The organism is Luteimonas sp. GW821-FHT14E02, assembly GCF_058803905.1.
Map to the genome: position 1 here is coordinate 290,117 of NZ_JBXAPK010000004.1, position 16,808 is coordinate 306,924.

Sequence of the window (16,808 nt, forward strand, 5' to 3'; positions counted from 1 at the left end):
CCGAAACCGGTTTTTCGGGGACTTTTGGCATGATCCCGTACTCGGGCGCGGCTTGAGTTCGCACGCCATCGCCGCCATCATCCGGATATGGCTGAGCCCGCCTGCATCGACCCTAGGCACCACGTCCACGACGCCCGCGGCTTCGTGGCGGCGGTGGAGCGCGCCTGCCACGAACGTGGCTTGCGCCTGACGCCGATCCGCGCGCGCGTGCTCGGCCTGGTCGCGGATGCCGGTCAGCCGATCAAGGCCTACGACCTGCTCGAACTGATCCGGGTGGGAAACAACGACGACGGCGAAGGCGCCGGCGCGGCGGCGCCTCCGACGGTGTATCGCGCGCTCGATTTCCTGCTCGCCAACGGCTTCATCCACAAGCTCGAATCGGTCAACGCGTTCGTCGCCTGTCACCATCCGAACACCGCGCAGCATTCGGTGCCGTTCCTGATCTGCGACAACTGTCATTCGGCGGTGGAGCTGGAAGATCTGGACGTGGTCGCGCAGCTCGAAGCACGCGCGAAATCGCTCGGCTTCCGGCCGCAGGCGCAGACGCTGGAAGTGCATGGGCTCTGCGAGCGTTGCGCTGGTTGAAACTGCGCTGGTCAGGTTTTCAACAGCACATTGAAAAAAATCTGTCATTCCAGCGCAAGCTGGAACCCATTTTGATTTTCACATCTTCAGCGAAGATCAAAGTGGACCCCAGCTTGCGCTGGCACGACGGCTTTCCCGATTTTCCTGCGCTGCTTTGAATCTGCGGCACGCGGTGGCCGCATCAGGCCGTCGCCGCCTGCAACCGCGGCGATTGCTCGCGAATCGGCAGATTCGCCACGGCCGCCAGCAATGCCAGCACCATGTCCGCGTACCACATCCACGTGTAATCACCGAAGGTTTCCAGCGCCACACCACCGAGCCAGGCACCGAAGAAACCGCCGATCTGGTGCGAGAGCAGGGTGAGGCCGAACAGCGTACCGAGATGGCGCGGTCCGAACAGCTTGCCGACCAGCCCGGCCGTCGGCGGCACGGTCGCCAGCCACGTGAATCCGAGCGCCGCCGCGAAGACGTAGAACGTCATCGGCGTCGGTGGCGAGATCAGATACAGCGCGATCATCAGCGCGCGGCTGCCGTACATCGCGGCCAACAACCACTTCATGCGGTAGTGCTGTCCCAGATAGCCGACGATCAGGCTGCCGGCGATGTTGAACGCGCCGATCAGCATGAGCGCGGCCGCCGACACGCTGGCGGGCAGCCCGCACAGCGCGACTTCGCCCGGCAGATGCGTGACCAGGAAGGCGATGTGCACGCCGCAGGTGAAGAAGCCGATGTGCAGGCACCAATAGCTGCGATCACGCAGCGCGATGCGCAACTGCGCGCGCAAGGAAAGATCGTGTCCGGTTTCTGGTGTCGCGGACGAGCCGGTCGGAGCATTCACCGCCGCTTGCGATGGCTTGCGGCGCAACGACCACGCCAACGGCAGCGCCAGCAGCGAAGACGCCGCGAGACCAAACATCGTCGCCGCCCATCCCGCGGCCGTGATGCCGATCTGCACCAGCGGCGCGAACACGAACTGCCCGAGCGAACCGCCGGCGTTGATCACACCGGCCGCGAACGAGCGCCGTGAAGGCTGAAGGCGCGACGCCGTGGCGCCGATCAGGATCGAAAAACTGCCAGCGCCCGCACCCGCGGCCGTGAGCACGCCGAGTGTGATCACCAATCCCCATTGCGATTGCAGGAATGGCGTGAGCGCGAGCCCCGCAGCCAGCAACAAGGTGCCGGCCCACACCACGCGCACGGGACCATGGCGATCAGCGATCGCGCCGAATACCGGCTGCACCGCGCCCCAGACGAACTGGCCGACTGCGAGCGCGAAGCTGATCGATGCGATGCCGAGACCGCTGCTGTCATGGATCGGCGCGACGAACAAGCCGGTGGTCTGACGCGCACCCATGGTGAGCATGAGGATCGCGCTGGCGGCCAGCAACAGGCCCCAATGCGCATCGGGCTTCGCGTGCGCGCCCACGCTCGTGGACGCGCTCACGATGCGTGCTCCGCGGCCGTCGACAGGCGTTCGTGCAGCGCGTTCAAGTCGTGATGCAGACGTTCGATTCCGTCCTGGCCGAACAATGCTTCCACGCGCTTCTGCGTGCGGCGCCAGTGCGGCAATGCCGCATCGATCCGCTTGCGGCCGGCCGGCGTGATTTCGATGACGCGCCGGCGCGCATCGTCCTCGGCGCGGCGCTCGCGCAGCCATCCGGCCTCGTAGAGCGGCTTCAGGTTGCGGGTGAGGGTGGTGCGGTCCATGCCCAGTTCCTCGGCGAATTCGCCCAGCACCTTCGGCTCTCTGGCGGCGCGTTTGAGGATCGAATACTGGTTCAGGCTCAGTCCCAGCGGAGCCAGTTCGCGATCATAGAACTGCGACACCTGGCGCGCGGTGCGGCGCAGCAGGAAGCAGGTGCAGTGACTGGGAGGAGTGGGCGTCATCGGCGAGGTCTCGGCTTCGATGGCCGCATTTTATGTGTATATGCACCTATATCGTCAAGAAGAACCGCGGTCAGCTCCGGGACCGCCGAGAGATACCGGTCCCAGAACTGCCGCGGGTGAGGGGCCGTGCTTAGGCGATGCCCTATCGGCATCGGCTACGGCACCGAACGCCCGGCCATGGATGGCCGGGCTGGACGGCCCGAAGCCGATGGCGTCACGCCAAGGATGGCAGCGCTGTTTGCATGAATAAAAATTAGAAGAAGACGCGGACACCCCCGCTGACACTGCGCCCGGGCAGGGCGACGACATCCTTCAGGAACGAGGTATGCACGTGCGCTTCCTGGTTGGTGAGATTGCTGCCGTCGACGAACAGTTCCCAGGCCAGCCGGCCACCGTCAAAGTGATAAGCGGCGTGCGCATCGACCAGGGTGTAGCCGTCGGTCGGCGTTTCGTTGGCGGCGACCTTGTCCTGTTTGTTGTAGCGAGTTGCACCGAGCGATGCACGCCAGCCGTTGTTTTCCCAGCGCAGCTGCGCGCCCAGGCGCGAAGGCGCGATGCGCGGGACATTACCGCCGCCATCGGCCAGCGTCGCGCGCACCGTGTCGCCGAACGTGCGCAGATCCCATTTGCCATTGTCGTTGTCGGCGAGATGGAAGGTGGCTTCGCCTTCGAAACCGCGGAACGTCGCATCGCGTTGCGACCACTGCCGGATCGGCAGGAATTCGTCTTCTTCCTCGAAGTGCCACTGTTCGCCGGTATCGACGAGATAGATGAAGTCCTTGAAGCGGTTGTAGTAGGCCGACACCTTCGCGTCGACGAAGTCCGACTTGTATTGCAGGCCGAACTCGATCTGGTTCGCGGCTTCCTTGTCGAGATCGGGATTGCCGATTTCATAGGCGAGCGTGGCCAGATGCGGACCGTCGGCGAACAGTTCTTCCTCGGCGGGCGCGCGTTCGGCGTGGTCGAGGTTGACCGTCAGACGCCAGTTCTCGTCGAGCTTGAAACCACCGGCGACCGACAGGCTGACCGGCGTGAAATCGCGCTTGTCCAGGCCATCGGGCTCGGCCTTCACCTTGTCCACGCGCGCGCCGAGATCGAGCTGGAATTCCTTGCCCGAATCGATCTCCCACGACTTGCGCGCCACGCCGAACACGCCGAGCGCGCGCGTCGTGGTCCTCGGCACGAACGATTCCTCGCCCACCGCGGAGAACGTGCCGTCACTGCCTTGCAGACCGACCGCGCCCTTCCAACCATTGCTGGCGCTGTATGAGGCTTCGACGCGGCCTTCGTTGGCATCTTTCTTGAACGTGGTGCCCGGTTCGTCGCCTTCGAATTCGATGTGCTTGTAGTCGGTGTGGCTGAAGCTGAAACGCAGGCCGCTGCCTTCGCCCCACGGATCGGTAAGGCCGCCCTTGAGGTCGTAGCGGTTTTGCCGCAGTTGCAAATGCACGCCGCGTTCGCCGGCGGCGAGATCGCCGGCTTCGCCGGGATTGCCGTAGTCGTCCTCGAAGCGCGAAACGGACATGCCGACGAAACCCCAGTCGCCCAGCAGCGAGCCGCCGACGGAGCCCGTCTTGGTATCGATGAAGGAGTTGGGCTGCTTGCCGTCGGGCGTGTCGTAGTCCTTGGCGTTGCGATACACGGCGTCGGCGTGCAACGCGAAACGATCGTTGCCGCCATCGATGCGCGCCATGTCGGTGCTGCCGCTCTGGTCGCCGCCGTAGAAGCGTGCTTCGGCGCGGCCGCTGAAGCCGCCCTCGATCGGCGCTTCGGGGATGCGGCCGTCGACGACGTTGACCACGCCGCCGATCGCGCCCGTGCCGTAGAGCAGGGTGGACGGGCCCTTGAGCACCTCGATCTGATCGGCGAGGAAGGATTCCACCGCCGGTGAATGGTCCTGGCTGACCGTGGACACGTCCTCGGTCGACATGCCGCTGCTAAGCACCTCCACGCGCGGGCCGTCGAGGCCGCGCAGGATCGGCCGGCCGACGCCGGGGCCGAAATTCGACGTCTGCACGCCCGGAATGCTGGAGATGGTCTCGCCCAGGCTGGCGGCGCGGTTTTCGTCGAGGCGCTCGCCGGCCAGGACGTCGGTCGGCTTGCTCAGCTGGGCGGCGGTGTCGCGCAGCGGGCTGGCGGTGACGATGACCGAATCCAGGTCCTTGACGTGACGGCCCTTGGCCGCATCTTGGGCATGCCGGGTGTCACTGGGCGGGGAGGCGCCTTCGTCAGCCTGTGTCGAGGTCGAGGGGAGGTCGGCGGCGTAGGCGGGTGTCAGGACGGCGGCGAGGGCAAGCGTGAGGCCATTGCGGAGCGGGGAAGAGAGAGGGCGGGACATCAAGTAGGGTTCCGAGGAGGGAGAGACAGCGCGTTTAAAATGTTATAACATAACCAAAAGCAACGCCGGCCCGTGCCGGAAGTCATCCATTACGAAACCGTCATGTCCGCCCGTTTCCAAGCATTGCTCGATCGCTTCGGTGCCACCGGCTCGCTGATCTGCGCGCTGCATTGCGCTCTCCTGCCGCTGGCGCTGGCGGCGATCCCGTCATTGGGACTGTCGGTGTGGCTGGGCGACGGGTTCGAGCGGAGCTTCGTGCTGTTCGCCACGCTGATGGGCGCTTTCAGCCTGATCTGGGGCTATCGCCGTCACCGCAAGATTCGGGCTCTGGGTGTGCTCCTGCTTGGCCTGGCGGCGCTGTGGGCCGGCCTGCTCTACGATCCTTGGCATCACGGCTCGGTCACCATGCACGCGGCGGTGATGACCTTCGGCGGCACCCTGATCGGGCTGGCCCATCTGCTCAATCTGCGGCTCAACCACGGGCACGTGCACGACGCGACCTGCGCGCATTGATTTGCATTGAAATCAATCCCGAAGTTTGCGGAGCAAACTTCGGGCCCCGAGGCGCGGCTTCCAATCCCCGCGGCTTCGCCGCGCCCCCTTACTAAGGGGGCTCTTCTCCAGCCAGGTCATGGCGCCGGGAAATCCTGGGCGTCATGCTAGACTTCGCCGTTTCTGATCAGCACGTTTCCAACGAACTTCGGAGCACGAACATGGGCAAGGGCGACCGCAAGACCGCCAAGGGCAAGCGCTACAACTCCAGCTACGGCAACGCCCGTACCACGGCGACCAAGAAGGTCGCGGGCACGGCTTCGGGCCCGGCCGCGAAGAAGACCGCCACCAAGACGGTGACCAAGGCGCCGGCGAAGAAGGTCGTGGCGAAGAAGGCTGCCGCCAAGGAGTAACGGTTTCGGCCTCGGTCGAGCCGGTAGTGAAGAAGCCCCGCGCCGCGGGGCTTTTTTGTGCGGGATGATTCGTCTCTCGATGCTTGCCGCCGACAAGCGAGTCCGCTGTGCGCAAAATTCTTTTCATTTGCAGCCGCAACCGGTTGCGCAGCCCGACGGCGGAACAGGTGTTCGCCGACTGGCCCGGCGTGGAAACCGCGTCCGCCGGACTCGATCACGATGCCGACAACCCGCTGACACCGGAACTCTTGCAGTGGGCCGATCTGGTATTCGTGATGCAACAAGCGCATCGCAACAAACTCTCGAAGAAATTCCGCGCCTGCCTCAACGGCAAACGCATCATCTGCCTCGATATTCCCGACGAATACGAATACATGGAGGAGAGGCTGGTGAAATTGTTGGAAGCGAAAGTCCCCCGGCATCTGCCGGCGCGTTAAGCTTTTTGGCGCCTAGTCCCGACAGCGGCGTCCTGTGTCATGCGCAGATTTATGGTTTCCCGGCGCCTTCTTCGATCTTCGCCCACACCCGCAGCAGATTGCCGCCTAGAATCTTGCGGATATCGGCATCGGCATAACCGCGTGCCTGCAATCCGGCGACAAGATTGGGGTAGTCCGCGGCGGTGCGCAGCGTGTCCGGCAGTTCGCCGTCGACGCCGTCGAAGTCGGAACCGATGCCGACGTGGTCAACGCCGATCAGCTTGACGCCGTAGTCGATCTGATCGAGCACGGCATCGATCTTCGTCGCCGGCGCCGGATGCGCGGCGGACCAGGCCTTTTCGAAGGCATCGCGATCCTCTTCCGGCTTGCCGGCCGCCTTCAGTTCGGCATTGCGCTTGTTGAAGTCATTGATCGCGCGGAAGTGCGCCTGCGTGTCGGCCGCTCCTTTCGGGTTGACGAATGCGATGCCGAAGGGAATCTGCACCACGCCGCCTTTCGCCGCGACCGCCTTCGCGAGCTCGCCGCTGATGTTGCGTTCGAAATCCGGCGTGAAATGCCGGAACGCGGAATGGCTGGCGATCACCGGCACGCGGCTGAGTGCGATCGTATCGCGCGCCGATTCGTCGGAAATATGCGAGACGTCGATCATGATGCCAAGCCGGTTCATCTCCGCCACCACCTGCTTGCCGAACGGGCTCAGGCCGTGCCACTTGCGCTCCACGCCATACGAGGAATCGGCGATCCGATTAGCCGCGCTGTGGGCGAGGGTAATGTAGCGGACGCCGCGATCGAAGAATAATTTGAGGTTGCCGATGTCATCGCCGATCGGTGCGCCATTCTCCATGCCAAGCGGCAGCAGCACGCGATCGCCCGCACGCAACCGATCGACGTCTTTCGGCGAGCGAAGCAATGCGAACCTGTCGGGATGGCGTTCGACCAATGCTTCCACGGAGTCGATCATGGCGTTGGCGATCTGCCAGGCACTCCCGTCGACATCCTGCTGGGCCGAGGTGTAGATCGACATGAAGGCGACATCGAGTCCGCCCTCGCGTGCCTTCGGATAATCGAATTCCCGGCCTTTCGTCCCGGGCTTGTCGGTACTCGTTCCCAGATCCATCCAGTGCTCGGTCAGCATGCCGGGCGCGTCGATGTGGGTGTCGACGATCACGGCATCCTGCGCCAGCGCGCGCGCCGCATCCGTCGCGGCATCGTCGGTCGCGAAGCAGACGGCGGGAAAGAGGAAAAAGAGAGCGATCAGAGACGCACGATGCATGGCGAGTTCCCAAATCAAGAAGAGGTCAGCAGGCGTCCATCGGCATAGACGCCGACGGCGAGTCTGCCGCCGAGCCAGTAGCACAGCTCGGCCGGTTGTCGAATGCGCCAACGCACGAAATCCGCACGCAGGCCGGTACGCAGCACGCCACGGTCGTCCAGGCCGAGCGCACGAGCGGCATGGACCGTGGCACCGCGCAGCGCTTCTTCCGGCGTCAGGCGAAAATGCGTGCAGGCTAACTGCATCGCCTGCCGCAGAGATTGCAACGGCGAGGTGCCGGGATTGCAGTCGGTGGCCACCGCCATCGCCACGCCCTGCGCTCGGAATTCCTCCAGCGGCGGCAATTGCGTTTCACGCAGCACGTGGAAGGCGCCCGGCAACAGCACCGCGACGGTGCTGGCGCGCGCCATCGCGGTGACGCCGGCCGCCGAAGTGTATTCGACGTGATCCGCAGACAGGCCGCCGAATTCGGCCACGATTTCGGCGCCGCCACCGTCGCTGAGCTGGTCGGCATGCAGTTTCACCGGCACGCCGAGCGCGCGCGCGGCGGTGAAGACGCGCCGTGTCTGCTCCTGATTGAAGCCGATGCGTTCGCAGAAGCCATCCACGGCGTCGACCAGGCCTTCGGCATGCAGGCGCGGCAGCCAGTCGACGACAGCGTCGATGTAGGCGTCGGCGCGTCCGGAGAATTCCGGCGGAAGCGCATGTGCACCGAGGAAGCTCGTGCGCACGCCGATACCGAGTTCGCGGCCGACGCGCTTGGCGACGCGCAACATCTTGCGCTCGTTTTCATAGTCCAGGCCGTAGCCGGATTTGATTTCGAGCGTGGTCACGCCGTCGTCGCGCAGCGCACGGGCGCGCGGCAGCGATTGCGCGAGCAGTGCGTCCTCATTGGCTTCCCGCGTATGTCGGACGGTGGACAGGATGCCGCCGCCGGCGCGCGCGATCTGCTCGTAGCTCGCGCCTTGCAGGCGCTGCTCGAATTCGCCAGCGCGATCCCCGGCGAACACCGTGTGGGTGTGGCAGTCGATCAGGCCGGGCGTGATGCAATCGCCGCCGGCATCGATCGCGGTGGCGTCGTTCGGCACGGCATCCGCGGGCAATGCGGAGCGGGGGCCGACGAAGCTCAGGACGCCATCGCGCCAGGCCAGGGCGCCGTCCTCGATCGTGCCGTAACCGGCGTCGCCGTCGAGCGTGACCAGGGTTGCGTTGACGATCAGGCCGTCCTTGCGTTCAGTCGCCATCGCCGCCTCCATCACCGCCACTGTCTCCACTGTTGTCAAACCCGCTGTCGTTCATGAAGCCGGATTCATGCCTGTCGTGTTCACCGGAGCCGCCGCTATCCATCCCGCCACCGTCGCCACCATCATCGGACCGCCTGCCTTGCGTGCGGGCATGACGCACGAGAAAGACGAAGAACAAGATGAGCAGAACCGGAAAAACGATCAGGATCGGGAGTGAGGGGGCCGCGGTCATGGGTGTGCGCGATCTCCGAAAGCGTTAGCCTAATCCATCCGTTCCCCAAACGCAGGAGCAAGCATGCCGACGCCGCAGCGCTGGACGCCACGAGGCTGGACCGATGCGCCGGACGCCGCTGGCTGGCAGCTGCCCGGCATCACCAACCTGCATTCGCATGCCTTCCAGCGCGCGATGGCGGGCATGGCGGAGCGGCGAACCATCGAAGCACGACCGACCCGCCCGGGCGACGCGCACGATTCGTTCTGGACCTGGCGCGAGACGATGTACCGCTTCGCCGCGCGCTTCGATCCGGACACGCTGCATGCCGTGGCATCGCAGCTCTACGTCGAGATGCTGGAGGCGGGCTATACCACGGTTTGCGAGTTCCACTATCTGCATCACGCGCCGGATGGCCGGCCTTACGACGATCCGGCGGCGATGTCGCGGGCGCTGATCCGTGCCGCACGCGACACCGGCATCCGCCTGACGCTGTTGCCGGTGCTGTACATGAGCGGTGGATTCGACGGGCGTCCACTCACCGAGCGGCAGCGCCGTTTCGGTCACGATGTCGAGGCTTATCTGCGGCTGCTCGATGGATTGCGCGCGGAAGCCGGCGACGTTTTGCGTATCGGTTGCGCCCTGCACAGCCTGCGCGCGGTGCCGGCGGATGCGATGCGGGCGGTGCTGGCGGCCTTGCCGAGAGACAGTCGCGTGCACATCCACATCGCGGAACAGATCGGCGAGGTGCAGGATTGCCTGGCCGTCCGCGATGCGCGCCCGGTGGAATGGCTGCTGGACAATGCCGAGGTCGACACGCGCTGGACGCTGGTGCATGCGACTCATCTCACGCCTGACGAGGTGCAGGGGATCGCCCGCAGCGGTGCGACCGTGGCCCTGTGTCCGACCACGGAAGCCAATCTCGGAGATGGCCTGTTTTCCCTTCGCGATTACCTGGATGCGGGCGGTGCCTGGGGCATCGGTTCGGATTCGCACATTTCGGTGTCGCCGGTGGAGGAATTGCGCTGGCTCGAATATGGCCAGCGCCTGGCGACACGGCATCGCAATATCGCCGTTGGCAATGATTTGCAGAGTGTCGGCGAAACCCTGTTGCGTGAGGTGACGAAGACGGCGGCGAACGCGACAGGATTCCAGGACATCGATGATGTCGTCGTTCTGGACGCGCAATCACCGCAATTCGCGGGCGCCACCTCCGAGGACGCCGTCGATCGCTGGATCTTCAGCGGCAACCGCAACCCTGTGCGCGAGGTCACGGTCGCGGGGGCGCGGGTCGTCGCCGACGGACGCCATCGTCATCGCGACGCCGTCGCGGCCGGCTATGCAGATGCGATGCGCCGCCTGATGGGGTAACGACCCGGCCAGCCCATGCGGCTGGCCGTGGCGAAAGGGCCGCCTGAAAAAAATCGCGCCTGCCCGCGACCAATGGAGAAAGGGCCCCAGAACGCGTCGTCATGACCGAAACCGACATCGAGCAGGCTTTCGCCGCGATGCTGCGCGACAACCAGGCCGCACTGGTGCGGCTGGCGCGGCTTTATGCCGGGCTGGAGGACTATCGGGACCTGCTGCAGGAGATGCATCTGCAGTTGTGGCGAAGCTTCTCCGGATTCGATGGCCGTGCGCAGCTTGGAACCTGGGTGTATCGGGTGGCGCTCAATACCGCGCTCAGCCATGCGCGCAAACCGCGGCGCGAGCATCAGCCGTTGGAGGAAGCGGCCGAGCACGGCGACAACGGTGATCCGCGTGATCCGATGAGCGTGCTCGATGCCTTCCTCGCCGGCCTGGACCCGGTGCAGCGCGGCGTGCTGATGCTCGATCTGGAAGGCCTGTCGCGCGAGGAGATCGCCGACGTGATGGGGCTGACGCCCAATGCCGTGGCCATTCGCATGACGCGGCTGCGCCAGGCGTTCGAGGCGCGATTCCTGGAGGATCGATGATGAACGGAAAAGCGATGGATTGGAGCCGGATCCGGCAGCAATGGCGGCGCGATTCCTCCACGGCTCCCGCGATGTCGCTGGCCGAAGTGCAGGCGCAGGATCGCGTGCTGCAGAAGCAGATCCGTGCGCGGGACCGGAGAGAAACCGTGGTGGCCATCGTGGTGGCGCTGTTCTTCGGCTACGTCGCCTGGAGCGAGGCGGGCCGCCATGCCTGGATGGGCGCTGCTTTTGCGGTGGAATTGGTGCTGTGGGCACTCTGGGTGCCGCTTCAATTGCGCAAAACCCGCCGCGATGCGCCGGAGCCGCGTCACGATTTGCCGTTGCGGAGTTACCTCGTCCGCCAGCGCGACATGCTGCTGGCACAGGCACGCATGCTGGAGCGGGCGTGGCTCTGGTATGTCATGCCATGCATGGTCGGTGTGATCGGCCTGACCCTGTCGCATGCGGATGCCGTGTGGACGGTGAAGGACGACATGGTCGGCATGGGTATTCGCCTCGTCTTTTTCTCTTATATCGCTGGTGTGATCGCGCTCGGTGTCGGCGTCGCCTGGCTCAACAGGTATGTGGCACGAACAACACTGCGAACGAGGGCCGAACAACTCGATCGCCACCTCGAATCGCTTTCACCGGAGGACGTGAAATGAAACACATGACCGGATTGTCATTCCTTCTTTTGTACGGGTTCACCTGCTGTGCCGCAGCCGCGGACGATCAGGCAGTGGCTTGGGCCCGTGAGCAGCAGGACAAGGGTGGCCTCGCGGCGGCGGTCGTCATGGAGGTGCGTGGCAAGGATGTCGCCGCGCATGGCTTTGGTGCTGTTCGTCCTGGGGCGGATGCAAAGCCGGGTGCCGACACACAGTTCCAGATCGGCTCCGTCACCAAGGTGTTCACTTTCATGCTGTTGGCGGAAATGGCTGCGCAAGGCAAGGTCGACAGGGCCGCCACGATCGGATCGCTGCAGCCGGAATGGAAATTCCGGAACCCGGAAGTCGCGAAGATCACGCTGGATGCGCTCGCCACGCACAGCAGCGGTTTGCCGCGTCTTCCCGCGAATCTGGCGCCTGCAGATCCGCAGGATCCCTACGCCGACTATGACGATGCCGCATTGCGAGCCGGCGTGGAGACGACGCGCGAAGGTCAGCCGCTAGGGAATTTCTACGCTTACTCCAACTTCGGTGCCGGCCTGCTTGGCTGGTTGCTGGGCGAGGTGGATGGCGAGGGTTATCGCAAGGCCCTGGAGGATCGAGTGATCGAGCCGCTTGGTCTGCGTCATACCGCTTTTGCACCGGGCGAGAATGCCGCGATCGCCATCGGCGGCGGCAAGCCGGTGCCGGTCTGGCATATTGATGCGCTGTCCGGTGCCGGCGCGCTTTGGAGCAGCGGCGGCGATCTCGCGCGACTGCTGCAGGCGTTTCTTGGGACGAATCGTTCGTCGTTGCACCAGAATTTGCGGCGCGACCTCGATATCGTGGTCGAAGAGGCCGACGGCTTTTCGCTCAGCCGCGTCTGGCATGTCGGGCGCGCGGGAAGGGCGCCCGTGTACTGGCACGACGGTGCGACCGCGGGATTCCACAGTTTCGTCGGGTTTCGTCCTGACGAGAAGCGCGGCATCGTCGTGCTTGTCAGCGGCGATGCTGATCCCACTGCGATCGGGTTGGCTTCACTGGGCGTGAAATCCGTCGCGCCGAAAGCGCGGACGATCGAGCGGGACGTGACCGGCCAATATGCGCTGGACACGGTTGGCCTTGGCATCTTCGAGCGCGACGGTCTGCCGATGACGCAGCTGGCGGGGCAGCCGGCATTGCGGCTGCACCCGCTCAGCGGCGACTGGTATGCGCTATCGGAGGCGGATGCCAGTTTGCATGTCGTTCGCGAGAGCGGCCGGGTACGAGCGGTGGAGGTGGTGCAGAACGGAAAGACGCAGACATTCGCGCGCACTGGAGACGTTGCGAAGGCCACGCTGCGCCGTGAAGTCACTCTCGAACCGGATGTCCTGCGATCTTATGTCGGCAAGTACCGCTTCGCGCCGCAGGTAGCGCTGACGGTGAAGCTGGGGGGCGGGCAATTGCAGGCGCAACTCACCGGGCAGTCATTCCTGCCCTTGTTCGCGAGCGAGCGTGACCATTTCTTCTACAAAGTCGTGGACGCGGAACTCGTGTTCGAACGCGATACGCAACAGCGTGTCGTTGCCGTGGTCCTGCATCAGGGCGGGGGCGTGCAGCGTGCCGCACGAGAACAAGCGGGAGAGTCGCCCTAGAGACTGCTCGAATGATTCGTTATTGCCGCTTTCGCGGGAGCGACGGGCAAAGCAATCAGTCCGATGGACTTAGGCGCGTCCTGAGCCTCGATCTGATTTCCTAGTGCGCCTGTGCGAAGAGATCGTCATCCTCGCGCAGGACGCCTTCCAGCGTCAGCAGGAAGCGTTTGGTCGGCAGACCGCCGCCGAATCCGGTGAGGGAGCCGTCGCTGCCGATCACGCGATGGCAGGGCAGTACGATCGGGATCGGATTGCGCCCGTTCGCGGCGCCGACCGCGCGGGTGGCGGTCGGTTGGCCGATGCGACGCGCCATCTGCGCGTAGCTCCAGGTTTCGCCCCAGGGGATTTCCGCGAGTGTGCGCCAGACCTGCATCTGGAATGGCGTGCCGTGCGGGGCGAGCGGCAGGTCGAAGTCGCGGCGCTTGCCGGCGAAGTATTCGCCGAGCTGTGCGCGGGTGGCGCGCAGGACGTCGTCATCGCCCTCGTGCCAGCGCTTGTCGCGCTTGAACGGATGCCAGGGGTGCTCGAACTCGATCATGCGCAGCCCGTCGTCCGCGCTGGCGAGCAGAAGTTGTCCCACCGGGCTATCGATGTGCTGATAGGTAATGTATTGAGGCGTGATCATGCCGCCTTCCGGGATTTCTTCGTGGATTTCGATGCGGGAGCCGCTTCGTCGCCGGCGGAGGTTTTCGCGATGGCGTCGGTGATCGGCACCGGCATGCTGTCGCGCCACAGCTGGATGACGGCGTAGGCGCGCCATGGGCGCCAGGCCTCCGCGCGTGCGCTCAGGGCGCGCGCGCTCATGCGTGAGCCGTCGGTCGGGACGGCTTTCTGCAGTACCAGGTCTTCAGCGGGAAACGCATCGGGATGCCCGAGCGCGCGCATCGCGATGTAGTGCGCGGTCCAGGGACCGATGCCGGGCAGGGCGGTCCAGCGTGCGACGAAATCCTCGAGCGTGCGGTCGACACGGAAATCGACGCGGCCATCGAGCAGTGCGCGCGCGAGCGTGCGCACGGTCTCGGCGCGCGTGCGCGTGAGGCCGATGACGGTGAGATCGGCATCGGCCAGCATCTCCGGCGTCGGGAACAGATGCGTCAAGCCATGCGCGGCATGCTCGGCCGGCAATGGCGTGCCGAAGTGGTGCGCTGTTCGCGCGGCGAACGTGCGCGCGGCGGCCACGCTGACCTGTTGCCCGAGGATGGCGCGCACGGCGATCTCGAAGCCGTCCCAGCCGCTTGGCAGGCGCAGTCCCGGTCGCTTTTGCAGCAAGGGGGCCAGGCGCGGGTCCTGCGACAGCGCATCGGCGATCGCATGCGGGTCCGCGTCGAGATCGAACATGCGGCGTAGACGGTTGACGATGTCGAGCAGGCGCGAGGCGAGTGGTGCATGCAGTTCGAGCTTGAGCGCATGCTCTTTGACAGCATGATCGGTTGCATCGCCACGAACATCGCCGCGCTGGGGCCACGCGCTGACGCGCAGCCAGCCGGGCGGCGCGCCCGCGCTTTCGGCGGGAATGGCGCGGGCATAGCTGACCTCATCCACCGTTTCCACGCCGGGTAACGCGCGCCCGCGCAGGAAGGACAGCATCGAAGCGAAGTCATAAGGCGGGCGGAGGCCGAGGCGCAGGATCAGGGTTTCGTTGCCGGATTCGATCGCCGCGGCGGGTTTGCGTCGCAGATCGCGTGGCGCCATGCGGTAGGCATCCTTGAACGCGGCATTGAATCTGCGCAGGCTGCCGAACCCGGCGGCGAGCGCGACGTCGGTGATCGGTAGATGCGTTTCGGTGAGCAGTTGCTTGGCGAACAACAGCCGACGCGTGGTGTGTACGCCGACCGGCGCCGCGCCCAAGCGCTCGACGAACAGACGACGCAGCTGGCGTTCGCCGAGGTTCACGCGTTCGGCCAGGGCCGATAGCGGTTGGTCGGCCAGGAAGCCCTGGTCGAGCAGTTTCAGGGCGCGCGCGAGCGCGGCGTCACCACGGCGCCATGCGCCGTCGGAAGGTGACAGTTCCGGACGGCAGCGCAGGCAGGGGCGGTAGCCGGCCGCTTCCGCCGCCGCCGCCGAGCCGTAGTAGACGACGCGCTTGGCCCACGGCGCCGGACAGACGGGGCGGCAGTAGATGCGGGTGCTGAGGACGGCGGTGAAGAACAGGCCATCGAAGCGCGGATCGCGGCTCAGGCGGGCCTGTTCGCAGACGTGCTCGGGCGGGAGCGTGTCGGGGGCGGGCGTGGTCATGCGCGCAGGTTAGCACCGCTCCGGAGAGTGGACTCGCCGGATTCGGACATGGGCACAGGCGCCCTGCGACCGCTGTCGCGAACGGGGAAGCGAGGCGCCGTCAGCGCCGCGTTTCGACGCGCAGTGCAGGCAACAGCGGCGTGATGTCGCCGTCGTTGGACGCCGGCGCGATGCCTGTCAGCTTCGTCAGCAACGGATACACGTCGACGTTGTCGAACGGTGCGATGAGCGCGCCACGCTTGAATGCCGGCCCGCGTGCCAGGAACAACGCATGCATCGATGGCAATGCCGGATCGTAGCCATGCGATCCGCGCGTATGCGCGGCTTCCTTCGCGCGCTTGGCGATCATTTCACGCGGCACGGCATCCCAGCCTTCGCGCATCTGGCAGATGATCGGCGGAATGCGCGGATGCGTGCCGAAATGCCAGCGGGCCGGGAGTTCGCCCTTGCGCCAGCAATCGTAGTGGTCGTGAGGGCCGAGCAGTTTGCGTTCGACGGCATGCTCGAAACCCGGGTTCGGCGCGATGCCGGTCACCTGGCCGATCGAGACGACGGCCGCTTCCTGCAACGCCACCATGTCTTCCACCGCGATCACGTGTCCGGGCGCGATGGTGGCCATGCCGTGATCGGAGACGACGATCAGATTGGTGCGATCGAGTCGTCCGCGCGCGGTCAGCCCATCGAGCAGACGCCCGATCGCGGCATCGGTTTCGCGGATGGCGGCGATCGTTTCCGGCGCATCCGGGCCGTTTTCGTGCGCGACGGTGTCCACCTTGTCGAAATACAGCGTGATCACGCGCGGACGCTGCGTCTCGGGCAGGTCGAACCAGCCCAGTACCGTATCGACGCGCGCGGCGGCGGGCGTTTCCTTCTCGAACGGCCTCCACTGCGACGGACGGACACCGCCGATCGCCGCTTCACTGCCAGGCCAGAACATGGTCGCGCTGCGGATGCCCGCTTTTTCGGCGCTCACCCAGATCGGCTCGCCGCCCCACCAGCGACCGTCGCCGACGGCCTTGCGATCCGACAATTTGAAGCCGCCAAGTTCCGCATCGCGCATCGTGTTGTGGATGATGCCGTGATGATCGGGGCGCAGGCCGGTGACGATGCTGTAGTGGTTGGGGAAGGTCAGCGACGGGTAGGACGGATTCATCCACTGCGCGCGCACGCCTTCGCTGGCGATGCGCGCGAGGTTGGGCGTGATGCCGCGTTCGAGATAGTCGGCGCGGAACGCATCGATGGAAATGAGCAGTACGGTGTCGGCGGCAGGAGTGGCGGCGGTGCGCGGCGTGGTGGTGCACGCCGAGACCGATGCCGCGACCAGGAGAAGGGTCGCGAACAGGCGGGAAAGGAAGTTCATCGCGACATGATAAACGCTGCCGGATGTCGGTCCGGAGACAGGTGTCGTCATCAGAACCTGGGCGTGGCATGACTTCCGCCGCATGCCCGCGCGCGGCGCGCGGAGGACAGTCGTCAGTACC

The 16,808-nt window shown here is 65.5% G+C and carries 18 protein-coding genes; 10 read left to right on the top strand and 8 right to left on the bottom strand.

Features of this window, described 5'->3' with window-relative positions; all coding sequences use genetic code 11:
- Positions 1 to 87 precede the first annotated feature (87 nt).
- Positions 88 to 585 carry a transcriptional repressor gene (locus AC1RNP_RS09000; RefSeq protein WP_493050907.1) on the top strand — a complete coding sequence of 166 codons (498 nt, stop codon included), beginning with the start codon at positions 88 to 90 and terminating at the stop codon, positions 583 to 585.
- Positions 582 to 743, top strand: coding sequence for a hypothetical protein (locus AC1RNP_RS09005; RefSeq protein ID WP_493050908.1), 162 nt, complete (start codon positions 582 to 584; stop codon positions 741 to 743). Before AC1RNP_RS09000 ends, AC1RNP_RS09005 begins: the two co-directional genes overlap by 4 nt.
- Positions 744 to 766: 23 nt before the next feature.
- Here AC1RNP_RS09005 and AC1RNP_RS09010 read toward each other — a convergent pair whose 3' ends face one another.
- The 3 genes from AC1RNP_RS09010 to AC1RNP_RS09020 all read right to left on the bottom strand — a co-directional run bounded on the left by AC1RNP_RS09010 (position 767) and on the right by AC1RNP_RS09020 (position 4,810).
- Positions 767 to 1,948 (bottom strand): MFS transporter, encoded by a 1,182-nt coding sequence (locus AC1RNP_RS09010; protein ID WP_493051001.1) that lies wholly within the window; start codon positions 1,946 to 1,948, stop codon positions 767 to 769.
- 77 nt (positions 1,949 to 2,025) lie between these two features.
- Positions 2,026 to 2,472, bottom strand: coding sequence for a MarR family winged helix-turn-helix transcriptional regulator (locus AC1RNP_RS09015; RefSeq protein WP_493050909.1), 447 nt, complete (start codon positions 2,470 to 2,472; stop codon positions 2,026 to 2,028).
- Positions 2,473 to 2,725: 253 nt separating this feature from the next.
- Complete coding sequence (locus AC1RNP_RS09020; protein WP_493050910.1) at positions 2,726 to 4,810, bottom strand: TonB-dependent receptor; 2,085 nt, start codon at positions 4,808 to 4,810, stop codon at positions 2,726 to 2,728.
- A 102-nt stretch (positions 4,811 to 4,912) separates the two neighbouring features.
- Here AC1RNP_RS09020 and AC1RNP_RS09025 point away from each other — a divergent pair, with 102 nt between their 5' ends.
- From AC1RNP_RS09025 to AC1RNP_RS09035, 3 genes are all read left to right on the top strand, one after another.
- Positions 4,913 to 5,323, top strand: coding sequence for a MerC domain-containing protein (locus AC1RNP_RS09025; RefSeq protein WP_493050911.1), 411 nt, complete (start codon positions 4,913 to 4,915; stop codon positions 5,321 to 5,323).
- Between the two features lie 200 nt (positions 5,324 to 5,523).
- Positions 5,524 to 5,715, top strand: coding sequence for a 30S ribosomal protein THX (locus tag AC1RNP_RS09030; protein WP_493050912.1), 192 nt, complete (start codon positions 5,524 to 5,526; stop codon positions 5,713 to 5,715).
- A gap of 107 nt (positions 5,716 to 5,822) precedes the next feature.
- Positions 5,823 to 6,152, top strand: coding sequence for a low molecular weight protein tyrosine phosphatase family protein (locus AC1RNP_RS09035; RefSeq protein WP_493050913.1), 330 nt, complete (start codon positions 5,823 to 5,825; stop codon positions 6,150 to 6,152).
- Between the two features lie 49 nt (positions 6,153 to 6,201).
- On the opposite strand, the gene AC1RNP_RS09040 is transcribed toward AC1RNP_RS09035, so the two are convergent.
- Both AC1RNP_RS09040 and hutI read right to left on the bottom strand, forming a co-directional pair.
- Positions 6,202 to 7,425, bottom strand: coding sequence for a dipeptidase (locus tag AC1RNP_RS09040; protein ID WP_493050914.1), 1,224 nt, complete (start codon positions 7,423 to 7,425; stop codon positions 6,202 to 6,204).
- Positions 7,426 to 7,439: 14 nt separating this feature from the next.
- Positions 7,440 to 8,669, bottom strand: coding sequence for an imidazolonepropionase (hutI, locus tag AC1RNP_RS09045; protein ID WP_493050915.1), 1,230 nt, complete (start codon positions 8,667 to 8,669; stop codon positions 7,440 to 7,442).
- Here hutI and AC1RNP_RS09050 point away from each other — a divergent pair.
- The 5 genes from AC1RNP_RS09050 to AC1RNP_RS09070 all read left to right on the top strand — a co-directional run bounded on the left by AC1RNP_RS09050 (position 8,653) and on the right by AC1RNP_RS09070 (position 13,092).
- Positions 8,653 to 8,886, top strand: coding sequence for a hypothetical protein (locus AC1RNP_RS09050; protein WP_493050916.1), 234 nt, complete (start codon positions 8,653 to 8,655; stop codon positions 8,884 to 8,886). The two genes, hutI and AC1RNP_RS09050, sit on opposite strands and share 17 nt — an antisense overlap.
- A gap of 78 nt (positions 8,887 to 8,964) precedes the next feature.
- Positions 8,965 to 10,251, top strand: a complete 1,287-nt coding sequence (locus AC1RNP_RS09055) for a formimidoylglutamate deiminase (protein WP_493050917.1) — start codon at positions 8,965 to 8,967, stop codon at positions 10,249 to 10,251.
- Between the two features lie 101 nt (positions 10,252 to 10,352).
- Positions 10,353 to 10,835 (top strand): RNA polymerase sigma factor, encoded by a 483-nt coding sequence (locus AC1RNP_RS09060; protein ID WP_493050918.1) that lies wholly within the window; start codon positions 10,353 to 10,355, stop codon positions 10,833 to 10,835.
- A 71-nt stretch (positions 10,836 to 10,906) separates the two neighbouring features.
- A complete protein-coding gene (locus tag AC1RNP_RS09065) occupies positions 10,907 to 11,479 on the top strand; it encodes a hypothetical protein (RefSeq protein ID WP_493050919.1) in 573 nt (190 codons plus the stop codon).
- Between the two features lie 74 nt (positions 11,480 to 11,553).
- Positions 11,554 to 13,092 carry a serine hydrolase gene (locus AC1RNP_RS09070; RefSeq protein ID WP_493050920.1) on the top strand — a complete coding sequence of 513 codons (1,539 nt, stop codon included), beginning with the start codon at positions 11,554 to 11,556 and terminating at the stop codon, positions 13,090 to 13,092.
- A gap of 100 nt (positions 13,093 to 13,192) precedes the next feature.
- Here AC1RNP_RS09070 and AC1RNP_RS09075 read toward each other — a convergent pair whose 3' ends face one another.
- From AC1RNP_RS09075 to AC1RNP_RS09085, 3 genes are all read right to left on the bottom strand, one after another.
- Positions 13,193 to 13,717 (bottom strand): methylated-DNA--[protein]-cysteine S-methyltransferase, encoded by a 525-nt coding sequence (locus AC1RNP_RS09075; RefSeq protein WP_493050921.1) that lies wholly within the window; start codon positions 13,715 to 13,717, stop codon positions 13,193 to 13,195.
- Complete coding sequence (locus tag AC1RNP_RS09080) at positions 13,714 to 15,327, bottom strand: DNA-3-methyladenine glycosylase 2 family protein (protein WP_493050922.1); 1,614 nt, start codon at positions 15,325 to 15,327, stop codon at positions 13,714 to 13,716. Before AC1RNP_RS09080 ends, AC1RNP_RS09075 begins: the two co-directional genes overlap by 4 nt.
- Positions 15,328 to 15,427: 100 nt before the next feature.
- Complete coding sequence (locus AC1RNP_RS09085; protein WP_493050923.1) at positions 15,428 to 16,687, bottom strand: alkaline phosphatase family protein; 1,260 nt, start codon at positions 16,685 to 16,687, stop codon at positions 15,428 to 15,430.
- Positions 16,688 to 16,808: the final 121 nt, after the last annotated feature.